The following is an 18,451-nucleotide window of genomic DNA, read 5'->3' as shown; positions in this document are numbered from 1 at the left end:
GTCATCTTTGCGACTTTGGCGACCGGCACAGTCCAGCCTGCGGTCGCATGGCGGCCTCAAATTTCCCCGTCCATCCACCGAAACAGTCAGGAGCCAGGCATGAAGGGCAACAAGCACCCCAGCAACGACGAGACGATCAACCCGTCCGGCAACGCATCCATTTACGACATCATCGACGGCGTTGACAGCAGCCGTCGCACTTTCATCAAGGGCTCGGTCGGCACGACCGCCCTGGCCGCCGCCGGCGGCCTGACCCTGTCGGGTCTGGTGGGTACCGTGCAAGCCGGCCCTGTGCCTGCAAGCCTGGGCTTCCCTGGCATTGGCTTTGAAAGCGTGCCCGCCAGCGTGTCCATCACTTCGGCGCCTGCGGCTGCGGCCGTGGCCGACAAGATCACCGTGCCCGCCGGCTACAAGGCCGAGCTGTTCGTGGCCTGGGGCGACCCCATCATGCCCGGCGGCGTTCCTTTCGCCTCCGACGCCAGCAACACCGCGGCCGAGCAGGAAAAGCAGTTCGGCACCCACAACGACGGCATGGCCTTCTTCCCCTTCACCGGCGTGGATGGCAAGCCCACTTCGGATCGCGGCATCCTGGCCATCAACAACGAGTACACCCCAGAAGAGATCCTGACGCCCGCCGGCATTCCTGGCGCCAGCATTGCCGCGGTGCGCAAGTCGCAGGCCGCTCATGGCGTGTCCATCCTGGAAGCCCGCCGCCGCAACGGCAAGTGGGCCGTGGTCAAGAACTCGCCCTATGGCCGCCGTTTGACCTCCAACACCAAGACCCGCGTCTCCGGCCCCGCCGCCGGCCATGCGCTGATGAAGGTCAACGAGTACCTGATCAACGAGAACGGCAGCTTCCCCACCGGCAAGCAGACCGATGGCTTCACCGCCTACGGCACCATCAACAACTGCGCCAACGGCGTGACCCCCTGGGGCACCTACCTGACTTGCGAAGAAAACTTCAACGGCAATTTCGGCGCCAATGCCCCACTGCCAAGCGCAGCGGCCAGCGAACTGGGCAAGCTGTACAACCGCTATGGCGTCGTCGCTGCAGGTTTCGGCTACGACTGGCACAAGCAAGATGCGCGCTTCGATCTGGCCGTCAACCCCAATGAAGCCAATCTGTTCGGCTGGGTGGTCGAGGTCGATCCCTACGATCCGAAGAGCGTGCCGGTCAAGCGCACCGCGCTGGGTCGCTTCAAGCACGAGAGCGCGCAATACGTGGTGGACGCCCAAGGCCATCTGGCCATGTATATGGGCGACGACGAGCGCAACGAGTACATCTACAAGTTCGTCAGCACCGGCAAGTACAACCCCGCCAACCGTGCCGCCAACCGCGATCTGCTGGACAGCGGCGTGCTGTATGTTGCCAAGTTCGCGTCCAATATGACCGGCCAGTGGATCGCCCTGCTGCCCGGCACCATCGGTGTTGATGGCGTGGCTCTGCGCAACAACCCCAACTTCGTCGGAGCGGACGATGCCGAAGTGCTGGCCAAGATCCTGATCAAGACCCGCATGGCCGCCGACGCCGTTGGCGCCACCATGATGGATCGTCCGGAGTGGACCGGTGCTCGCCCCCGTATCGGTGGCTTCAACAAGATCGAGGTCTACTGCACGCTGACCAACAACAACCGCCGTGGCACCAACACCGCCTCCAGCAACAGGGCAGACGGCTTCACCACGGCCGGCTCGGCGCGCCCACCGGTCGACGCCGCCAACCCGCGCGAAGACAATATCTACGGCCACATCATCCGCTGGCAAGAAGATGGCGACACCGTCAAGGCCACCAGCTTCAGCTGGAACTTGTTCGCGCAAGCCGGTGACACCAAGACCACCCGCGCACCGAAGCCGACCAATAACTACAAGGGCAATATCGTTGCCGACCCGTTTGGCAGCGCCGACTACGGTGCCCCGGACGGTTTGTGGTTCGACCACTTCGGCCGCCTGTGGGTGCAGACCGACCAGGTCGGCGATGCCTCCGGCGTTTGGAACAATATTGGCGCCAACACCATGGTCTGCGCCGACCCGAACACCGGTATCACCCGTCGCTTCCTGACCTCGCCCAACGGCTGCGAAGTCACCGGCATCGCGATGAGCCCGGACGGCAAGACCATGTGGGTCGGTGTGCAGCACCCCGGCGAAGACGCCACGGCCGCCAACCCCGAGAAGACTTCGCGCTGGCCCGCCAATCAGTGGGGTGTTGAGTCCGACGGCGTGACCTCGCTGCCCTTCGGCCGTCCCCGTTCGTCTGTGGTGGTCATCACCAAGGACGACGGTGGCATCATCGGCAGCTGATCGCCGCCTTGACCCTTCAATTACAGGACATTCATTCTCATGAACAAGCAAATTTTTGCAGCCCTGGGTTTGGCTGCGGCTGCCTTGGCTCCCGCTCACGCGGCGTTGATCACCGACTCGGCCACGCTGGCAAACCCCTACACCGCCTTGGTGGGCTTTGACAACTTTGACAGCTTGCTGAGCAGCGGCCCCGTGACCGTCGCACCCGGCGTGATCTTCACCGGCGATTCGGGCTCCGAGCTGGGCGCCAACAACCGCGTCCTCGGCGAGAACGGTATGTGGGGTGCCAAAGGCTTTTTCGTCGCTGCTGCAGGCTTCGGTGAGCTGCGTTTCACATTCGCGGAGTTGACTTCTGGCGCCGGCGCCTTCGTCAATCACTACGCGATTGAGAACTTCCCGCTGAACATGTCGGTGTCGGTCTATGGTGACAACAACCTGATCATCGAAACCCATAACTTCAGCGTCTCCACCGGCTTCGACAGCTACAACGAAGGCCAGTTCCTCGGCATCACGCGCAACAGCGCTGATATCCGCTCGATCTCCTTCAAGGGCTTGGGCGTGGTCGTTGATGATATGCAATTCACCACTGCCGTCCCCGAGCCACAGAGCTATGCGCTGATGGCCCTGGGTCTGGGTCTGCTGGCTGCCGTGGCCAAGCGTCGCCGTGCCTGATTGATGATCGATTGAGGGCTTGAACGAGAAAGCCCGTGCGACGCTGTCGCGCGGGCTTTTTTGTGGCCGCCAGTTGCAGCTACTAGCGCTGGTCCGAGTCGGCCCCGCGCCTCAATTCAGTCAACACCTCGCAACAGCTTGTCGTGCAAACGGGTGGCATGGGCGTCGGACAAGCCGGCCAGGCTGTCCGCAATGATGCGCATTTTTGCGGCCTCACCCTCCGCCGCCGCATAGGCCGTGAGGGCCTCGTCCCGCAGCAAGCGCTTGGGGCTGGTGACGCAGGCCTCGAAGAGTTCGCGCAAGACGATTTGTCCGCGGTGTTCTTGCACCTGGACCTGGGCGCGGTCGTAGAGGCGGCGCTGCACCAAGGCCTGCAAACGATCCAGAAAGACCTGCGCCTGCGGCAGCAACTGCACCTGCCAGGCCAGCAAGGCCTCCTCGTGGCCGGGCAGGGGTTCCACTTCGGCGGACACCACCAAGGCATTCACCAGCGTGCCGATGGCGCGCTTGCGTGCGGCGCTTGAGTTGCCGAACAGGGCTTGACCAATGCCCTCGATATCGCCCAGGTCCACCGCATCGGCCCAGCCGCGGTCGAACTCGATGGCCTCCCAGTCCTCTCGCACGATCTCGCCGAGGTTCAGGCCGTCTTCGAACTCATGCACGCCCAGTGCAATCCCGGCCGCCAGCTGAACCAGGCTGGCATCCAGGCTGCCGGGGCCGGCGCGGCCATGCTGTAGCGCGCTGGCCTGCTGTTTTGGCATCAGCAGGCGGTCTGCTTCAGGGCCCTCCAGGGGCATGAGAACCCAGTCGACGAGGTCTTGGTCTTCGTCGTAAAAGCCCTGCGGCGGGGACCAGTGTTCGCGCAGCGGCACCATGCCGGGCCCGGGCTGTTGCCGCTGGCGGGTCGACATCAGGCGCGACCAGGGGCAGGGCCGGTCCAGCATGCCAAGCAAGAGGCGGCGTGAGGGGTCGAGGCCGAAGCCCTCGGAATAAGGCTCCTGGCGTGCCAGCAGTCGAATGCTCTGCGCGCGGGTCTCGAAGCCACCATGCTCGTGCATCAGGCAGTTGAGCATGATCTCCCCGCCGCGACCAAAGGGGGCCGCGCCCAGCTCCCGTGCGAAGGCAATCGATTCCAGCAAGTTCGGGTCCGGCAGCAAGGCCACCCAGGGCTCCGAGCGCGAGTGCAAGCCCTCCAATGCGCGCAGCAGGCCCCGCGCCAGCTGGGCGGTTTCCAGCACATGGGTCAGTCGCGAGCGCATGACTTCGCCCTCGTCCAGACTGGGCCAGCTGAGCTTGCCCTGCAAGCGCCGGAACGAACGGCAGTGCAGCACACGGGCGCGGTCTCGGGCAAAGGGGTTGCGGTAGCCACCGCGGGCGCGCAGCAGCTCCGAGCCGGAACGCCGCACCAACCATTGAATATCGCCGCGAAGTTGGCTGAGCTGTTCACTCAGGGACGGGGTGTCGGGCGTGGAGCTCATGGCATCTCCTTCCGTCCGGCCATCGGTCCGTCAGCGACTGTGGCGGTCTGCGGTGCCGGATGCTTGTCCGTGCACGATAGGCCCTTGCCCCCGGGTTTGAACAGTGCCCGGCAAGCAGGCTTCGTGCAGTTTGACCGGGATTGACTCAGGACAGCATGCGCCAGGCCCTGGTTGGCCTGAGTTGGGCGGCGTTCACGGCGTGGCGCGTTCTGGATGCGGCGCGCGCGCATCGCTGGCGCCGGCGGGGTTGGCGGCGTTCGGGCGGGCCGTGGGTTTTTCGCCGCGGGCGTTGAAAAATCCACCACCGATGGATTGCCGGTGCACTTCGGGGCGGCCCCAATAGTCGATTTGGCCGAAGCCAGAGATCTTCATGTCCAGCAATTCGGTGGCCCAGACATCGGCATTGCCGATGCCGCTGATGTTGACCGCGACACGTGATGCTTGCAGGTTCTCGGCTTGCAGCCGGCCTTTGCCGGAGATGCGCAGCACCAACTCATGCACCTGGCCGCTGATGCGGCCTTCGCCGGCGCCTGAGATGCCAAAGGCCAGGCGCTCGGCGTTCAAGTCATCAAAGCGCGCTGCGCCGGCCCCCGAGATGTTCAGCACCAGATTGACGGCCTTGAACGCACCCGGTGCATACAGGTCGCAGGCGCCGGAGAGCACCAGTTGATTCAGGCGGCGCACCGTGACCTCAACCTGCGGGCGTTGGTTGCGCCACATCTTCCAACCATCGACGGAGCGAATCTGCAAACGGTCGCCGCTGAAGTCCAGCTCGACGGCCTTTTGCGCCTCGGCATCGCCGAGCACAAAGACCTGGTCACGATCCCCTTGGAACAGCCGCACATTGGCCGAGCCCGACAGCTCCACCCGCTCGAAGGGACGCGATGCGTACAGCCGCCCTTCGGCCGGCGGTGCGGGTGATGGGGTGGCCCTGCTCGGCACCGGCGGCACCGGTGGCACCTCGGCAGGCGTTTGGCTCCAACTGGCTCCCCCCAGCAGGGTGCCCAATAGGCCCAGGGCGACGGCGCGCCAATGAGGATGCTGCTGCCAATTCATATCGATTGCTCCCTCAACATCTTTGAAACTTCACGATTGGCGGTGAAGCGGCTGCCGTCTTGCATCTGCACGATCAGCTGCGAGTTCTCATCCGGCGTCATCGAGACCACAAAGTCCAGATTGACGATGCAACTGCGCTGCAGCTTCAAAAAGCGCTGCGAATCCAGGCGCTGCTCAAAGGCAGCGATCGGCAGGCGCACCAAAAACTGCTTGCCGGCACTGGCGACGGCGGTGTATTTGACGTCAGAGCGCAGGTACTCGATGGCGTCCACCTGCAGCGGAAAAATCTTGCCTTGGTCGCGCACCAAGATGCGGCTCAGCGGCGAGTGGTCGCTCATGGCCGAGGCCACGTCCAGCGAGGCGTCCAGGCCGGGGGCGGACGGCAGCGAGCGCAAAGCGTGTTCCACCGCCTCATTGAAACGCTCTTGCGAAAAAGGCTTGAGCAGGTAGTCCGCCGCATGCAACTCAAACGCGGTCAGTGCATGTTCGTCGTAAGCGGTGGTGAAGATGACGCGCGGCTGCGTCCGGTTCTCCGGGTCGCTGGCCTCGGCCAGCGCGCGCAAAACCTGCAAGCCGGTCAGGCCGGGCATTTGAATATCCATGAAGACCAAGGCCGGCTGGAGGCGGCGAATCTCGGCCAAGGCGCTGACACCATCGGCGCAGCAGGCCACCAGCTCCAGTTGCGGCTGCTGCTTGACCCAGTCGGCCAAGGCTTCGCTGGCCAAGGGTTCGTCTTCGGCGATCAGGGTGCTGATGCGTGCGGGGGTGTTCATAGGGTTTGGGGGATTCTCAAATCGACGCGAAAGCCGGCGCCGGGGGCGGTGTGAATCTGCAGCCGTGCGCGGCCTTCGTAGTCCAGTTGAAAGCGGCGCCGCAGGGTCCCGAGACCGATGCCGCCCAGCTTGGCCTCGGACGGCGGCCCTTCCAGGCTGAGTGGGTCGCAGCCCGCGCCGTCGTCGCCCACGCTCAGGTTCAGGTCGTGTGACAAGGCATCGCGGCGGGCGCTGATGCTGATGGTGCCGCCTTGCAGGCGTGGGGCGATGCCGTGAACAATGCTGTTCTCCACCAGCGGCTGCAGTGTCAGCGGCGGCAACTCGTCGTCCAGCGTCTCCTCGGCGATCTCCCAGCTCAGCTTCAAGCGGGCGCCCAAGCGCAGCGATTCCAGCGCCAGAAAGTCGCGCACAAAGTCAAGCTCCTCGCGCAAGCTCACCCGCTCGGTGCTGCTGCGCTTGCTGGCCAACACATAGCGCAGCATGTCCGAAAAGCGCATCAAGGCCTGCTCGGCGGCTTTGGCGTCCTTGCGGGTCAGGGCAATCAGCGAGTTCAGGGTGTTGAACAAGAAGTGCGGGTTGAGCTTGCCGCTGATGGCCGCCAGCTCCGCCCGCGCCAGCGCGCTCTCGGCCTGGGCCGCGGCGATGGCACTGGCGCGCGCTTGGCGGGCGTTCAGCACAGCGGCAAAGCCGGTGGCCAAGGGCACATAGACGAACAAACCGGTGATCAAGCGCCAAGCAGCGGCTTGCTCCAGCGTGGCCCGCGCATGCTCTTTGCCAAACAGCAAACCGGCCAAAGCGACATCGGCGCCCAGCCAGCAGGCACTGAACAGCAGGGCAGCCAGACTGTGCAAGGCCAGCTGGCCCGTGATGCCCAGGGCCCGGCCCTGCAGCCAGCCCATCCAAGGCCAGACCAGGGTGCCGAGCAACATCGGCGCCCACAGTGTCAGCGTGGCCTCGTACACCGCCGACCACAGCAACCAGGGGCCGCGTTGGTGGTCGGTGCCGGCCAGGATGTAGAGCGACCAAGTCAGCAGGCAGATGCCGGTATAGGCGAGCCAAAAGCGTCGCTGCGGCGAGCTGGGCTTGTACGGGGCCTTGTTGATGACGATTCTCTGATCCATGCCGGCATCTTAGGCAAGGCGGTGCAGCGCTTTGCAGCCCATGCGCTCAAGTGCGGGAAGCGAGCCGTGATCTGCGAAGCTTGGGGATGGAGGGGGCGACGAGCATCGGGCAAGCCCTTGGACCGGGAGTCAGGCGGCTGGCGGCATAATCCCGGGTCGGAATCAGTCAGCGGAAAGCTCCATCATGGCCTCGGTCAATAAAGTCATTCTCATCGGCAATCTGGGGCGCGACCCCGAGCTGCGCTACAACCCCAGCGGCGTGGCGTTTTGCACCCTCAGCCTGGCCACCACCCGCAGCTGGAAGAACCGCGAGTCGGGCGAGAAGCAGGAAGAGACCGAATGGCACCGCGTCGTCTTCAACGACAAGTTGGCTGAAATCGTCGGCCAATACTGCAAGAAGGGCCGCCCGCTCTATGTCGAAGGACGCCTGCGCACCCGCAAGTGGACCGACAAGGAAGGCAAAGAGGTCTACACGACCGAAATCATCGCCACCGAAATGCAGCTGCTCGGCGGCCGCGACAGCGGTGACGAAGGCGGCGGCGGTGGCGGCTACGGCGGCGGCCGTGGTGAAGCCCGTGGCGGCGGCGGTGGTGGCTATGGTGGCGGTGACGACGAGTACAGCGCCCCGGCCCGCGCGCCTGCCGCTCGCCCGGCGGCAGCGCGCCCACCGGCAGCTCGCCCGGCTCCAGCGCCAAAGTCGGCGACCGGCTTTGACGATATGGATGATGACATCCCGTTTTAAATAGCACCTTGTAGGTTTTCTTGAGCAAGAGCCCGTCTCCGTGAGGAGTCGGGCTCTTTCGTTTCTAGTGTTTCCTTCGTTCATTCAAACCCCTGGCCCTTGTTTCGGCCCGAGAATGCGGGATGAATGAATCTTCCAGCCTCGGCGCCGTCACCCATCCTTTCTTGCAATGGCGCGACGCCGACGATTGCCTCCAGCAGGCGCGTTGGTGCTCCTTGGCTGACAGCCCGCCGCCGCAGCGGGTGCAGATGGTGGACGATGGCCTGAGCGCCGATACCGCGTTTCGGCTCGCCAGCGAGGGTGTGGGCCTGCTCTGGTGCGGTGACTATCAAAACGCCCGGCTGATGATGCAGGCCTTGGTGCGGCGATTGGATGCACAAGCGCGACGTCAATCGAGCAAGAAGCCCAAACCTAAGGCGGACTCGTCCAGTCCGGAAAGCATGCACGCCGCCTTTGTGCAGCAGCGCAAGACGCAGGCGCAGCGGGCGCGGTTGCTGGGCTTGTTGCTGCTGCCTTTTGATGCCGACCACAGCGTGCCGCTGCCGCGCGCGGCCGATGTGCGCGAGGCCGGCGCGCAGGCGCGTGGTGCCATCGGTGAGCACTATGTGGCTTCGCTGCGCGAGTTGCAGGGTTTGATCGGGGCGCATCAGTGGCGCAAGAAGGGCGTCTACATCCCCGCCCTGAAAGCCGCCATTTCGCCGCATTACGGCGTGTTCTCGCCGGTGCGCGGCGAGTATGTGGATCTGGTGGCGGACACCGCTTTGCCGGCCAGTTTGAAAAGCAGCGGCAAGGCCGGCGTGGCTTTTGATATTGGCACCGGCAGCGGCGTGCTGGCCGCAGTCTTGGCGCAACGCGGGGTGCGCCAGGTGGTGGGCACCGATCAGCAAGACCGCGCTCTGGCTTGCGCCAGCGACAACCTGGCCTTGCTCAAACTCAGCTCGCGGGTGCAGCTGCTGAGCGTTGATTTGTTTCCCGAGGGCTTGGCGCAGCTGATTGTCTGCAACCCGCCCTGGCTGCCCTGGCCGGCCGAGTCATCGCTGGAACATGCGGTGTATGACCCCGACAGCCGCATGCTGCGCGGTTTCTTGAGCGGCTTGGCTGCACATCTGTCGCCGGGCGGCGAGGGCTGGTTGATTCTGTCGGACCTGGCCGAGCATCTGGACTTGCGCAGCCGCGAAGAGCTGCTGGGCTGGATACGCGAAGCCGGTTTGCAAGTGCTGGGCCGCAGTGACGCCAAGCCTCAGCATGCCCGCGCCAGCGATGAAAGTGACCCGCTGTTCGCGGCGCGCTCGGCCGAGCTGACTTCGTTGTGGCGCCTGGGTGCCTTGGCCGCCTGAGGCGTCATCAAAGCCGCCCATAATCTGCCATCACAGCGGCTTTGAGCCTGAGCTTCAGGCTGGTAACTAACGCTGATGCCCATAAGCCAAGCCTGGGAGGCGGAGATGCCGGTCGACAAGATTCGCGTGATGATTTCTAGCCGTTGTAAGGACTACAAAGGTCCGGACGGCAAGCTCTTCAAACTCGCAAAGCTGCGTAAAGACCTGAAGCAGGAGATTGAGGACACCAAGCTCTTCGGCGAGGCCATCTTCGAGTGTTTCATCAACGAAGAGGAACCCGCCAAATCGGCCGCCCTGGATTTGTGGGACGTCTGCTTGAAGGAAGCCCGCCGAGCGCAGATCGTGATTGCGCTCTACAACGGCTCGGCCGGTTGGTCCAAGAGCCCGGCCGATGTGGGCATCTGCCATGCGGAGCTGATGGCGGGATTGCAATCAGGCCGCGAGCGAGTTCGGGTCATCCAGCTGCCGCTGAGTTCGGCCAAAAGCATTCGGCGCGACGAGCGCTTTGCGGAGTTGCTGGCCCAAGAGGCTTTGTTCAGTGGCGCGCCGGTTGAGACCGAGGACCAGGCCTTGGCGCTGGCGCGGCAGAGCCTGGGCCAAGCGGTGGCGGCCTTGGTGCGCGGCGGTAGCGCCGTCTTGAGCAAGGACAGCTATGCGCTCGGCGAGGCTCTGGCCTGGAGTCGCTTGTCCTTTTCGGGCCGCAAGGCCGCCATGGAGGCCAGCTGCAGCGCGGCGCTCTTGGACCGAACAGCGGCACGGCCGGTGGTGGACAGTCCAAATCAAGTCTTGCTGCGCGAAGAAGGTGCGGCGGACCTGCTGATCTGCGTGCATGCCATTCCCGCCGCCACCTCCACTGCAGCGGCGCGCGAAATGGTCGGCCGGCCTTTCTTGGCGGACCATCTGCAGCTGCCCTCGGCCGAGGCCTTGCCCGATGCGGCCGGCCCGGTGCATCTGATCGCCTGCCACCGCACGGCCACCGAGAAGCAGGCCACCGATCTGCTGGGCTTCCCGGATGCCACCGTGGTGTCCACCGGTTTTGGCGTTTATGTGGCCGACCCGGTGCAGCGCATCCAATTGGTCTTGCTGGCCAATTGCCGTGACGATGGCAGTACCCGTTATGCGGTGCAGCGCTTCTTTGACTGGCTGGACCGCTCCGGCCAACGCGACTTGCTGCTTCAACATGCGCAGGCGCGCGCGAGGATTGTGCGCAGCATCCAAGCCGAGGCCGAGAGTTCTGGCGAACCCTAGTCGTGCTGTGTAGTCAGTGCGCGGCTGACCTCAGTGCGATGGGTGAGTGCTGCCGTCGAGGCTCGGTCGCACCAGCGGCGCCGAACTGCCAATTCAATCAGCGCATCAGCCGCAGCCCAGCAAGACCGTGCTTCAGCCACCGCTGCGGGAAAGAAAAACCTGCCGCCGCTGATGCGCCGGGGGACCGAAAACCCATTGCCTAACGGCTCACAAGGACAGCTCAAAGCGAATCAGTTCAGAGGCCCAGGGGGATCCAAAAACCGTGACATACTAACGCTCATGCCGTCGATTTTCCTTGATGCTGAAGATGCTTGGGTCTGCACGCCCATCGGTCATGTTGGCCTGCACTTTGGCGCCGATCAGGTCTTTCGGGCTGATGCGGATCTGCGCGCCGGCCCTCAAGAACTCGACCCAGTCAGGCGACAGTCACTCACATGACGCCACCGCGCATCACCATCGGAATCCCTAGCTACAACCGCAAGGACGCGCTGCTTGAGGTCCTGACCCGGCTGGACGAAGCCTGCACGCCGGCTCACCGGGAACGCATGGATGTGCTGATCATCGATGACGACTCCCCTGACGGCGCCTTCGATGCCGTGCGCGCCCTGCCCTGCGCTCGTGATGGCGACTGGTTGCGGGTCATGAAGAACGAGGAGCGCGCCGGCTTCTGTGGCAACTTCTTCAACCTGATCCGCCACTGCCGTAGCGACTATCTGTTGGTGAGCACCGACGATGACTGGGTGCAGGCCGACGAGGTGCTGCGCATGGCACTGGACCTGGCAGAGGCGGAGACGGCGCCTGCCTGGATCACGCCGGTGTTCCGCAATGCCGAGGGTGGTGTGTACCGCGGCCGCGAGGCCGTCAGCCCGATTGCCGCCCACGACTACCGCAACTGCTGTAACCACCTACCCGGTATCACGATGAATCGCTTCTGGGCCCAGCGCTTGCTGCCGCTGATCGAGCCCGTCGCCAACCGCCGCGACAACGTCTACCCGCAGGCTTGTTTCAGTCTGGCTTTGCTGCTACTGGGCGCGCCATGCCTGTACCACCCGGCAGAGCCGGTTCGCACCGGTCGCGACCTTCCCTCGGGTATTGCCGGCTACAGCACGTTGGCGTCGCGCTGGCAGCAGTTCACGTTCTTGGATGGCTACATCGCCGCGCTGCGCAGCTTGAGCACGGCCGAGTCCTTCCAGCTTGCCCGGGAGCAGATTCATGAGTTCCACCGCCAGCAGTTGTTCCGCACCCTGGGCAACGGCCTCTCGGAAGAACGTCCGGAGCTCCTGCCTTACTTCCTAGACGGTGCGCGGCAGTTCCTCGCCGGACCGCACTGACGTTTCAATCCTCACATCCCGACCCTGATGGCAACAACCACATTGGATCTCGGCTGCGGCCCTAACCCGCAGAACCCCTACAACGCCGACGAGGTCTACGGTCTGGACATCCGCCAGCTCGACAACCCGCGCATCCGCTCGGCCGACTTGTTCGTGCAACCCATTCCGGGACCCGACGGCGAGTTCGACTTCATCACCGCCTTCCACTTCATTGAACACATGCCGCGCGTGCTCTATGTGGACGGCCGCACCATCTTTCCCTTTGTGCGTCTGATGAGCGAGATCTACCGCAAGCTCAAGCCGGGCGGGGTATTTCTTTCCGCCACGCCCAGCTTCCCGCACCCGCAGGCCTGGCAAGACCCGACCCACGTCAATATCATCACGCCGGAAACCTTTCCGATGTACTTCGCCGGGCTCGACCCGACCGCCCGCATCTACGGCTTCCAAGGCCGTTTCGATATGGTGAAGCAGGAGCAGCGCGCCCACGTGCTGTTTTCCGAACTGCGCCGCCCCCTCACCCCTGACCAGGATGACGCCGCATGAACCTCTGGCAAGACTTCAAGACCAATGACAAGAAGCTGATCCACAAGTGGATGCACTACTTCCCGATCTACGAACGGCATTTGGCTCCGTTCCGCAACCGGACCATCACGGTGCTAGAGATCGGCGTCTTCAAGGGCGGGTCGCTGCAGATGTGGCAGCGCTTTCTCGGCCCGCTGGCCACCATCGTGGGCATCGACATTAACCCCGAATGCAAGCAGCATGAGGAGCCGGGCATCCACGTGCGCATAGGCGACCAATCCGATCCACAGTTCCTGCAGTCCTTGATCGATGAGTTTGGCACCTTCGACATCGTCATCGACGATGGTAGCCACCGCATGCTGCATCTGCAAAAGACGTTCGAGTTCCTGTATCCCCGTATCGCCAAGAACGGGCTGTACATCGCGGAAGACCTGCACACCTGCTACTGGCCCGAATACGGCGGCGGCTTGGACCAGCCCGACTCGTTCGTGAACATCAGCAAGTCCTTGGTGGACAAGCTCAATGCCGAGCATTCGCGCGGTCATGTCGAGTCGGATTTCTTCGCTCGGCACACCTTTGGCATCTCGTTCTACGACAGCGTCATCGTGTTCGAGCGTGGCACCATTCCGGTCAGGGCCGCGCCGACCACCGGTCACGGCTGAATCGCCCTAGCTGGCTACCGCGTGGGCTGAGGCAGCGGCCCGCGCAGCGCTTTGCGACAGCGCCCGCAAGCCGGTGATGGCGCGAGCGAAGCCTGACAAGAGAGGCCGCCTGTCCATCACAGGGGCCTCATGCGGCTGCCTCAAGGCTTGAGTGTCACAAGCAGGCCGAAGCCGGGGCCGCCAGCAGCACCGGCATCCCCTAAATGAACAAGCTCTAGCCTTGACGCGCTCATGCGCCGCCAACTACGCTGGCGCACCCCTCGTCAGCCCGGAGACGCCGCCCGCCATGAGCATTCGCCCGCATGCCTTTGTCGCCATGCCTTTCGGCAGCAAGCCGGGCCCGGACGGACAGCTGATCGACTTCAATCGCGTCTACACGGAATACATCGCGCCGGCGATCGAAGCGGCTGGCTTGAGCGCCTTTCGGGCCGATCAAGAGCAGCAGGCCGGCGACATCCGCGCCGATATGTTTCAGGAGCTGCTGATCGCCGACCTGGTGGTGGCCGACCTCAGCATCGACAACCCCAATGTCTGGTACGAGCTGGGTGTGCGCCATGCCTTGCGGGCCCGTGGTGTGGTGCTGGTGATGGGCGGGCGAGCCACCACGGCTTTTAATGTTTATACCGATCGCAAGCTGCGTTATGGCCTGAAGGACGGTGCACCCGACCCGGCCACGCTGGCCGGCGATATCGTCAAGCTCAGCCAGATGATCCAGGCGACGATGCAGTCCTGGACGGGCCGCAAGATCAGCCCCGTTTATTCTTTGCTGCCCTATTTGCAAGAGCCGGATTGGAAGTCGGTGCGCGTGGCGGGTGCGCAGGAGTTTTGGGTGCAGCATGAGGAATGGGAAAGGCGCATCGACCTGGCGCGCAAGCAGGGCCTGATCGGTGATTTATTGGTGCTGGCCGATGAGGCGCCGGTGGCGGCATTTCGCGCTGAGGCTTGGATCAAGGCCGGCATCGCTCTGCGCAAGGCCGAACGTTATCGCTTTGCGCTGGAGCAGCTGGAGTTGGGCCTGGCCATCGAGCCTAAGAACTTAGTCGGCCTGCGCGAGAAGGGCATTTGCCTTCAGCGCCTGGCGCAAGCTCAGCAAGAAGGGCACTCCCTCGCGCGGACACGAGCCCATTACCTCGCAGTGTTGAAGGACTTCCCGGCAGATGCCGAAACCCTGGCCTTGCTGGGCCGTGTTGATAAAGACGCCTGGACCGAGAGCTGGCTGCGGGCCGAGTTGTCGCCCGAGCAAAGGCGCGAGGAGGCCAGCGAGCAAGCCGCCTTGCTGCGCGCAGCGATTGACAGTTATGCCCAGGCTTATCGCAAACATCCGGGTCATTACTTCTCCGGCATCAATGCCCTGAGCTTGATGCATTTGCATGAGCATTTGTGCGCCGATCAGCGCTACGCGGCCCAGCTGCCTGCCCTGCAAGGCGCGGTGCAGTTCGCAGCTTCCAACGAGCCCCTTGCGGCACAGGCTTTTTGGGCGCAGGTCACCCTGGCGGATGTTGAGTTGCTGCAGGGTGGCTCGCTGGAGCGGGTGCGGGCCGCCTACCGCGAGGCGGTGGCCAAGCATGATGGCGATGGCTTTGCGCTCAAGTCCAGCCGGGCGCAGCTGCAGTTGCTGGCCGAATTGGGTTTCAGGCCCGAGTCGGTGGCGGCCGCTCTGGCAGTGTTCGACAAGGCTTTGGCCAAGCTGCAAGCGCCCGCCGGGCCCTGGCAGCCGCGCAAGGTGATTCTGTTCAGCGGCCATATGGTGGACGAGCCGGGGCGACTGGAGCCGCGCTTTCCGGCCGACAAGCAAGCTCGGGTGGCGCAGGCGATTGAAGCGGCCCTGGATGAGATGGGCGCCGGCCCCGAGGATCTGGCGCTCTGCCAAGCCTCGGCGGGCAGCGATCTTTTGTTCTTGCAGGCGGCGCAGGCGCGCGGCCTGCGCTGCCAGATCCTCTTGCCTTTTGGCGAGGCCGAGTTCATTCAGCGCTCCATCGATTCGCGCAGCAGTAACAGCAGCAGCGCCGCTTGGCGAGACCTCTACTACCAAGTGGTGCAGGGCTTGCGGCCGGACCAGCCGCTGCGCCTGATGCCGGATGCGCTAGGCCCCTTGCCCAAGGGCGTCAACGCCTATGAACGCTGCAATCTCTGGCTGCTGTACTCGGCCATGTCTTGGGGCTTGGCCAAGCTGAACCTGCTCACCTTTTGGAATGGTGGTGGCGGCGATGGCCCCGGCGGCACGGCGCACATGGTGCAAGAGGTGCGGCGCCACACCGGGCGGGTCAGCTGGATTGATCCGCGCAAGCTGTGGTGAGTCAAGAATTGTCTAACCCGTGAGGTCTACGTCATGAGTCAACGAGTCATTGATCGCATCAAGTCCCCAGGCGCCAAGAAGATCCTCAGCTGCGATGGCGGCGGCATCTTGGGCTTGATGAGCGTGGAGATTCTGGCCAAGCTGGAGGCCGATCTGCGCCAGCAGACCCAAAATCCCAAGCTGGTCTTGGCCGACTATTTCGACTTTGTTTGTGGCACCAGCACCGGCGCCATCATTGCCGCCTGCATCGCCACCGGCATGGACACCGCCACGCTGCGCCAGTTCTACGTCGGCAGCGGCGAGCAGATGTTCGACAAGGCGTCCCTGCTCAAGCGCCTGCGCTACAACTACAACGACGAGCCGCTGGCCCAGCTGCTGCGCACCCAGCTGAACCAAGCGCTGGGCTACAAGGCAGATGCCGCGCCCGCTACGCTGGGCGACGAGCAGCTGCGCTGTCTCTTGATGATGGTGATGCGCAATCACACGACCGATTCGCCCTGGCCGGTCAGCAACAACCCTTTCGCCAAGTACAACCAAAAGGCTCGCATTGACTGCAATCTGAACCTGCCGCTGTGGCAATTGGTGAGGGCCAGCACGGCAGCGCCCACCTTCTTCCCGCCCGAGGTGGTCACTTTTGCGCCGGGCACGCCGAACGAGTACCAGTTCGTCTTTGTCGATGGTGGCGTCACCACCTACAACAACGCCGCTTTCTTGGCCTTCCAGATGGCCACGGCCGCGCCCTACCAGGTCGGATGGCAAACCGGGGTGGATCAGCTCTTGATCGTCTCTGTCGGCACCGGCCAGGTGGCGAATGCTCGGCCCGATTTGGAGGCCGATGACTTGTGGCTGCTGGACCATGCCAAGAACATCCCTGGCGCCTTGATGAACGCGGCGGCGGCCGGCTGGGACATGGCCTGCCGAACCCTGGGCGAATGCCGGCATGGCGGGCTCATCGACCGCGAGATCGGCGATATGGTGCTGGCGCCCGATGCCACCTCAAGCAACTGGAGCGGCCACAAGCAGTTCGCCTATGTGCGCTACGACCCCAATGTCTCACAGGCCGGCTTGGATCAGCTGGGCCTGGACGGCATCCGCGCCAAGGATGTGCAACTGATGGATTCGGTCAAGCACATCCCCGCCATCCAGCAAGTTGGCCAGGCCTATGCACAGCGGCATGTCGGCCTGGCGCATCTGCGCGGCTTTGTTTGATCAACGCCGGATCAGCGCCTGATCAACGATGCGCCCAAGCTGCAGATCGCCAAGGCCCACACAATCACCGCGCCCGAAGGCAGGTCCAGCAACGCCGACAAGGCCAGGCCCAGGCCGTAGGCGACGATGCCAATGCCGTAGCCGGCCAGCAAGCGCGCCGAACCCTGCAGCTTGACGGTGCCCAGGGCCGGGATGATCAAGCTGGCAAAGACCAGATAGACGCCCACCAACTGCACCGAGGCGGTGACGGCCAAGGCGAAGACGGCGTAGAAGCCAAAGCGCCCCAGTCGGTCCACCCAGCCCAGGCGCATGGCCAGCAGCAAGGCGGCCGAGACGCCGCCCAGCCAAAGCAGTTGGGTGTGGTTGACCCAGAGGATCTGGCCGACCAGCAAGTCCTTCAGATGCTCGCCGCCATGTGGGTTGCCGGCCAGGATCAAAAGGCCGGCGCAAGCCGCCAGGATGAACATCACGCCGATCAAGGCCTCTTGATGCTTGGGCGCTTTGCGCTCGGTCCAGGTCAGCAGCCAGGCGCCCAAGAGCGCGGCGCTGACGGCCGCGGCCTGCACCGCGGGGCCGCCTTCCGGCAGCCCCAAGGCATCGGCAGCAATGACGCCCAGGCCGGCGATTTGCGCTATCGCCAGGTCGATGAAGACGATGCCGCGGTCCAAGACCTTGGCACCTAGCGGCACATGGGTGGACAAGACCAAGAGCCCCGCAATCAATGCTGGGCCGAGGATGGCCCAGTCCATGGCCGCCCAGTTCATTTCTTGGCTCCGCTCTGTGCTGCCAGCAAACGCGCCAGCGTGTCGTCGAACAGGCCGAACAAGTCTTTCGCACCTTCGCTGCCGCCCACGGTGAAGGGGATCTTCACCGCCGGCAGGCCGGCGTTCTTGCTCAACCATTCAGACGGCTTGCCGTCTTGATAGGCCGCGTAGACCACCAGGCTGGCCGGCTTGGCCTTCAGTCGCGCCAACACGCCCTGCAAGTGCGAGGCGCTGGGCTCGACGCCGGGCTTGGGCTCCAGCACCGCCACCTCGTTCAGGCCCAACCAGTCATACAAGTAGACAAAGGCCTTGTGCTGCGAGACCACCGAGGCGCCCTTCAGCGGCGCGGCCTGGGCGCTCCAGCGGACCATGGCCTGCTCCCAGCGCTTGCTGAAGTCGCTGTATGCCTTGGCGTAGGCGCCCGCGTTGGCCGGATCCACCTGCTGCAAGCGCGCACTCAAGGCCTTGGCCACGGCCGCAATCTGGCGTGGGTCGGTCTGGATATGCGGGTTGCCGCTGGCATGCACATCGCCGTGCGAGCGGTCCAGCTGAGTGGGCACTTCCAGCTTGCGCACATGGTCGGCGGCGGCAAAGTGGCCGGGCTGACCCTCTTGGATCTTGGCATTGCCCGATTGCTGCAAGAGGATGGGCAGCCAGCCCACCTCCAGCTCGGCGCCGGTGCAGACCAGCAGATCGGCATTGCGCGCCCGCACGATCAGGCTGGGCTTGGCCTGGATCTGATGCGGGTCTTGCAGCGCGGTGGTGGCCGAGTTGACCTCCACCAGCGATCCGCCCAGCTCTTGCGTGAGCGCCGCCCATTCGGGCTCGCAAGCCAGCACGCGCAGCGCGGCATGGGCTGCACTGAATGGCAGGGCGGCCAGGCAAAGCCCGGCCAGCAGCATCGAGAGACGCGGCCGAAGTGGGGACTTCGTAAGGTTCATCACA

General features: G+C 64.2%; 16 protein-coding genes. 10 read left to right on the top strand and 6 right to left on the bottom strand.

Annotated elements, in window-relative coordinates; translation table 11 throughout:
• Positions 1-99: 99 nt before the first annotated feature.
• Both ACOVRJ_RS15940 and ACOVRJ_RS15935 read left to right on the top strand, forming a co-directional pair.
• Positions 100-2,295 carry a PhoX family protein gene (locus ACOVRJ_RS15940; protein ID WP_422044817.1) on the top strand — a complete coding sequence of 732 codons (2,196 nt, stop codon included), beginning with the start codon at positions 100-102 and terminating at the stop codon, positions 2,293-2,295.
• 39 nt (positions 2,296-2,334) lie between these two features.
• Complete coding sequence (locus ACOVRJ_RS15935) at positions 2,335-2,967, top strand: PEP-CTERM sorting domain-containing protein (protein WP_422044816.1); 633 nt, start codon at positions 2,335-2,337, stop codon at positions 2,965-2,967.
• A gap of 116 nt (positions 2,968-3,083) precedes the next feature.
• Here the strand turns inward: ACOVRJ_RS15935 and dgt are convergent, their stop codons facing one another.
• The 4 genes from dgt to ACOVRJ_RS15915 all read right to left on the bottom strand — a co-directional run bounded on the left by dgt (position 3,084) and on the right by ACOVRJ_RS15915 (position 7,395).
• Positions 3,084-4,445 (bottom strand): dGTP triphosphohydrolase, encoded by a 1,362-nt coding sequence (gene dgt, locus ACOVRJ_RS15930; RefSeq protein ID WP_422044815.1) that lies wholly within the window; start codon positions 4,443-4,445, stop codon positions 3,084-3,086.
• A gap of 192 nt (positions 4,446-4,637) precedes the next feature.
• Positions 4,638-5,501, bottom strand: coding sequence for a head GIN domain-containing protein (locus tag ACOVRJ_RS15925; protein ID WP_422044814.1), 864 nt, complete (start codon positions 5,499-5,501; stop codon positions 4,638-4,640).
• Complete coding sequence (locus ACOVRJ_RS15920; RefSeq protein ID WP_422044813.1) at positions 5,498-6,274, bottom strand: LytR/AlgR family response regulator transcription factor; 777 nt, start codon at positions 6,272-6,274, stop codon at positions 5,498-5,500. Before ACOVRJ_RS15920 ends, ACOVRJ_RS15925 begins: the two co-directional genes overlap by 4 nt.
• Positions 6,271-7,395, bottom strand: a complete 1,125-nt coding sequence (locus tag ACOVRJ_RS15915; RefSeq protein WP_422044812.1) for a sensor histidine kinase — start codon at positions 7,393-7,395, stop codon at positions 6,271-6,273. The genes ACOVRJ_RS15920 and ACOVRJ_RS15915 overlap by 4 nt, the downstream gene beginning before the upstream one ends.
• A 184-nt stretch (positions 7,396-7,579) precedes the next feature.
• Here ACOVRJ_RS15915 and ACOVRJ_RS15910 point away from each other — a divergent pair, with 184 nt between their 5' ends.
• The 8 genes from ACOVRJ_RS15910 to ACOVRJ_RS15875 all read left to right on the top strand — a co-directional run bounded on the left by ACOVRJ_RS15910 (position 7,580) and on the right by ACOVRJ_RS15875 (position 16,742).
• Complete coding sequence (locus ACOVRJ_RS15910; protein ID WP_422044811.1) at positions 7,580-8,137, top strand: single-stranded DNA-binding protein; 558 nt, start codon at positions 7,580-7,582, stop codon at positions 8,135-8,137.
• 122 nt (positions 8,138-8,259) lie between these two features.
• Positions 8,260-9,474: a methyltransferase gene (locus tag ACOVRJ_RS15905; RefSeq protein ID WP_422044810.1), complete on the top strand. Its 1,215-nt coding sequence runs from the start codon at positions 8,260-8,262 to the stop codon at positions 9,472-9,474.
• Between the two features lie 75 nt (positions 9,475-9,549).
• Entirely contained in the window at positions 9,550-10,722 is a 1,173-nt protein-coding gene (locus ACOVRJ_RS15900; RefSeq protein ID WP_422044809.1) for a hypothetical protein, read from the top strand.
• A gap of 434 nt (positions 10,723-11,156) precedes the next feature.
• Positions 11,157-12,053 carry a glycosyltransferase family 2 protein gene (locus ACOVRJ_RS15895; protein WP_422044808.1) on the top strand — a complete coding sequence of 299 codons (897 nt, stop codon included), beginning with the start codon at positions 11,157-11,159 and terminating at the stop codon, positions 12,051-12,053.
• Positions 12,054-12,080: 27 nt separating this feature from the next.
• Positions 12,081-12,596 carry a methyltransferase domain-containing protein gene (locus ACOVRJ_RS15890; protein WP_422044807.1) on the top strand — a complete coding sequence of 172 codons (516 nt, stop codon included), beginning with the start codon at positions 12,081-12,083 and terminating at the stop codon, positions 12,594-12,596.
• On the top strand, positions 12,593-13,237 hold the full coding sequence (locus ACOVRJ_RS15885; protein ID WP_422044806.1) for a class I SAM-dependent methyltransferase: 645 nt from the start codon (positions 12,593-12,595) through the stop codon (positions 13,235-13,237). Before ACOVRJ_RS15890 ends, ACOVRJ_RS15885 begins: the two co-directional genes overlap by 4 nt.
• Positions 13,238-13,523: 286 nt before the next feature.
• Positions 13,524-15,533, top strand: a complete 2,010-nt coding sequence (locus ACOVRJ_RS15880; RefSeq protein ID WP_422044805.1) for a tetratricopeptide repeat-containing protein — start codon at positions 13,524-13,526, stop codon at positions 15,531-15,533.
• Positions 15,534-15,566: 33 nt separating this feature from the next.
• On the top strand, positions 15,567-16,742 hold the full coding sequence (locus ACOVRJ_RS15875; protein ID WP_422044804.1) for a patatin-like phospholipase family protein: 1,176 nt from the start codon (positions 15,567-15,569) through the stop codon (positions 16,740-16,742).
• An 11-nt stretch (positions 16,743-16,753) separates the two neighbouring features.
• On the opposite strand, the gene ACOVRJ_RS15870 is transcribed toward ACOVRJ_RS15875, so the two are convergent.
• Both ACOVRJ_RS15870 and ACOVRJ_RS15865 read right to left on the bottom strand, forming a co-directional pair.
• Positions 16,754-17,506, bottom strand: coding sequence for a metal ABC transporter permease (locus ACOVRJ_RS15870; protein WP_422044803.1), 753 nt, complete (start codon positions 17,504-17,506; stop codon positions 16,754-16,756).
• Positions 17,503-18,447: a metal ABC transporter substrate-binding protein gene (locus ACOVRJ_RS15865; protein WP_422044802.1), complete on the bottom strand. Its 945-nt coding sequence runs from the start codon at positions 18,445-18,447 to the stop codon at positions 17,503-17,505. The genes ACOVRJ_RS15870 and ACOVRJ_RS15865 overlap by 4 nt, the downstream gene beginning before the upstream one ends.
• Positions 18,448-18,451: the final 4 nt, after the last annotated feature.

This window comes from Roseateles sp. (genome assembly GCF_049240545.1).
Classification (GTDB): domain Bacteria; phylum Pseudomonadota; class Gammaproteobacteria; order Burkholderiales; family Burkholderiaceae_C; genus Paucibacter_A.
The sequence above is the reverse complement of the archived record's forward strand: the minus strand, read 5'-3'. Positions and strand labels throughout refer to the sequence as shown.

Bases quoted from the DNA above. Each gene is read 5' to 3' on its own strand.
- ACOVRJ_RS15865 (WP_422044802.1), bottom strand. From the start codon at position 18,447: ATGAACCTTACGAAGTCCCCACTTCGGCCGCGTCTCTCGATGCTGCTG.
- ACOVRJ_RS15890 (WP_422044807.1), top strand. From the start codon at position 12,081: ATGGCAACAACCACATTGGATCTCGGCTGCGGCCCTAACCCGCAGAAC.
- ACOVRJ_RS15885 (WP_422044806.1), top strand. From the start codon at position 12,593: ATGAACCTCTGGCAAGACTTCAAGACCAATGACAAGAAGCTGATCCAC.
- ACOVRJ_RS15895 (WP_422044808.1), top strand. From the start codon at position 11,157: ATGACGCCACCGCGCATCACCATCGGAATCCCTAGCTACAACCGCAAG.
- ACOVRJ_RS15910 (WP_422044811.1), top strand. From the start codon at position 7,580: ATGGCCTCGGTCAATAAAGTCATTCTCATCGGCAATCTGGGGCGCGAC.
- ACOVRJ_RS15875 (WP_422044804.1), top strand. From the start codon at position 15,567: ATGAGTCAACGAGTCATTGATCGCATCAAGTCCCCAGGCGCCAAGAAG.
- dgt (WP_422044815.1), bottom strand. From the start codon at position 4,445: ATGAGCTCCACGCCCGACACCCCGTCCCTGAGTGAACAGCTCAGCCAA.
- ACOVRJ_RS15880 (WP_422044805.1), top strand. From the start codon at position 13,524: ATGAGCATTCGCCCGCATGCCTTTGTCGCCATGCCTTTCGGCAGCAAG.
- ACOVRJ_RS15905 (WP_422044810.1), top strand. From the start codon at position 8,260: ATGAATGAATCTTCCAGCCTCGGCGCCGTCACCCATCCTTTCTTGCAA.
- ACOVRJ_RS15920 (WP_422044813.1), bottom strand. From the start codon at position 6,274: ATGAACACCCCCGCACGCATCAGCACCCTGATCGCCGAAGACGAACCC.
- ACOVRJ_RS15870 (WP_422044803.1), bottom strand. From the start codon at position 17,506: ATGAACTGGGCGGCCATGGACTGGGCCATCCTCGGCCCAGCATTGATT.
- ACOVRJ_RS15935 (WP_422044816.1), top strand. From the start codon at position 2,335: ATGAACAAGCAAATTTTTGCAGCCCTGGGTTTGGCTGCGGCTGCCTTG.
- ACOVRJ_RS15940 (WP_422044817.1), top strand. From the start codon at position 100: ATGAAGGGCAACAAGCACCCCAGCAACGACGAGACGATCAACCCGTCC.
- ACOVRJ_RS15925 (WP_422044814.1), bottom strand. From the start codon at position 5,501: ATGAATTGGCAGCAGCATCCTCATTGGCGCGCCGTCGCCCTGGGCCTA.
- ACOVRJ_RS15915 (WP_422044812.1), bottom strand. From the start codon at position 7,395: ATGGATCAGAGAATCGTCATCAACAAGGCCCCGTACAAGCCCAGCTCG.
- ACOVRJ_RS15900 (WP_422044809.1), top strand. From the start codon at position 9,550: ATGCCCATAAGCCAAGCCTGGGAGGCGGAGATGCCGGTCGACAAGATT.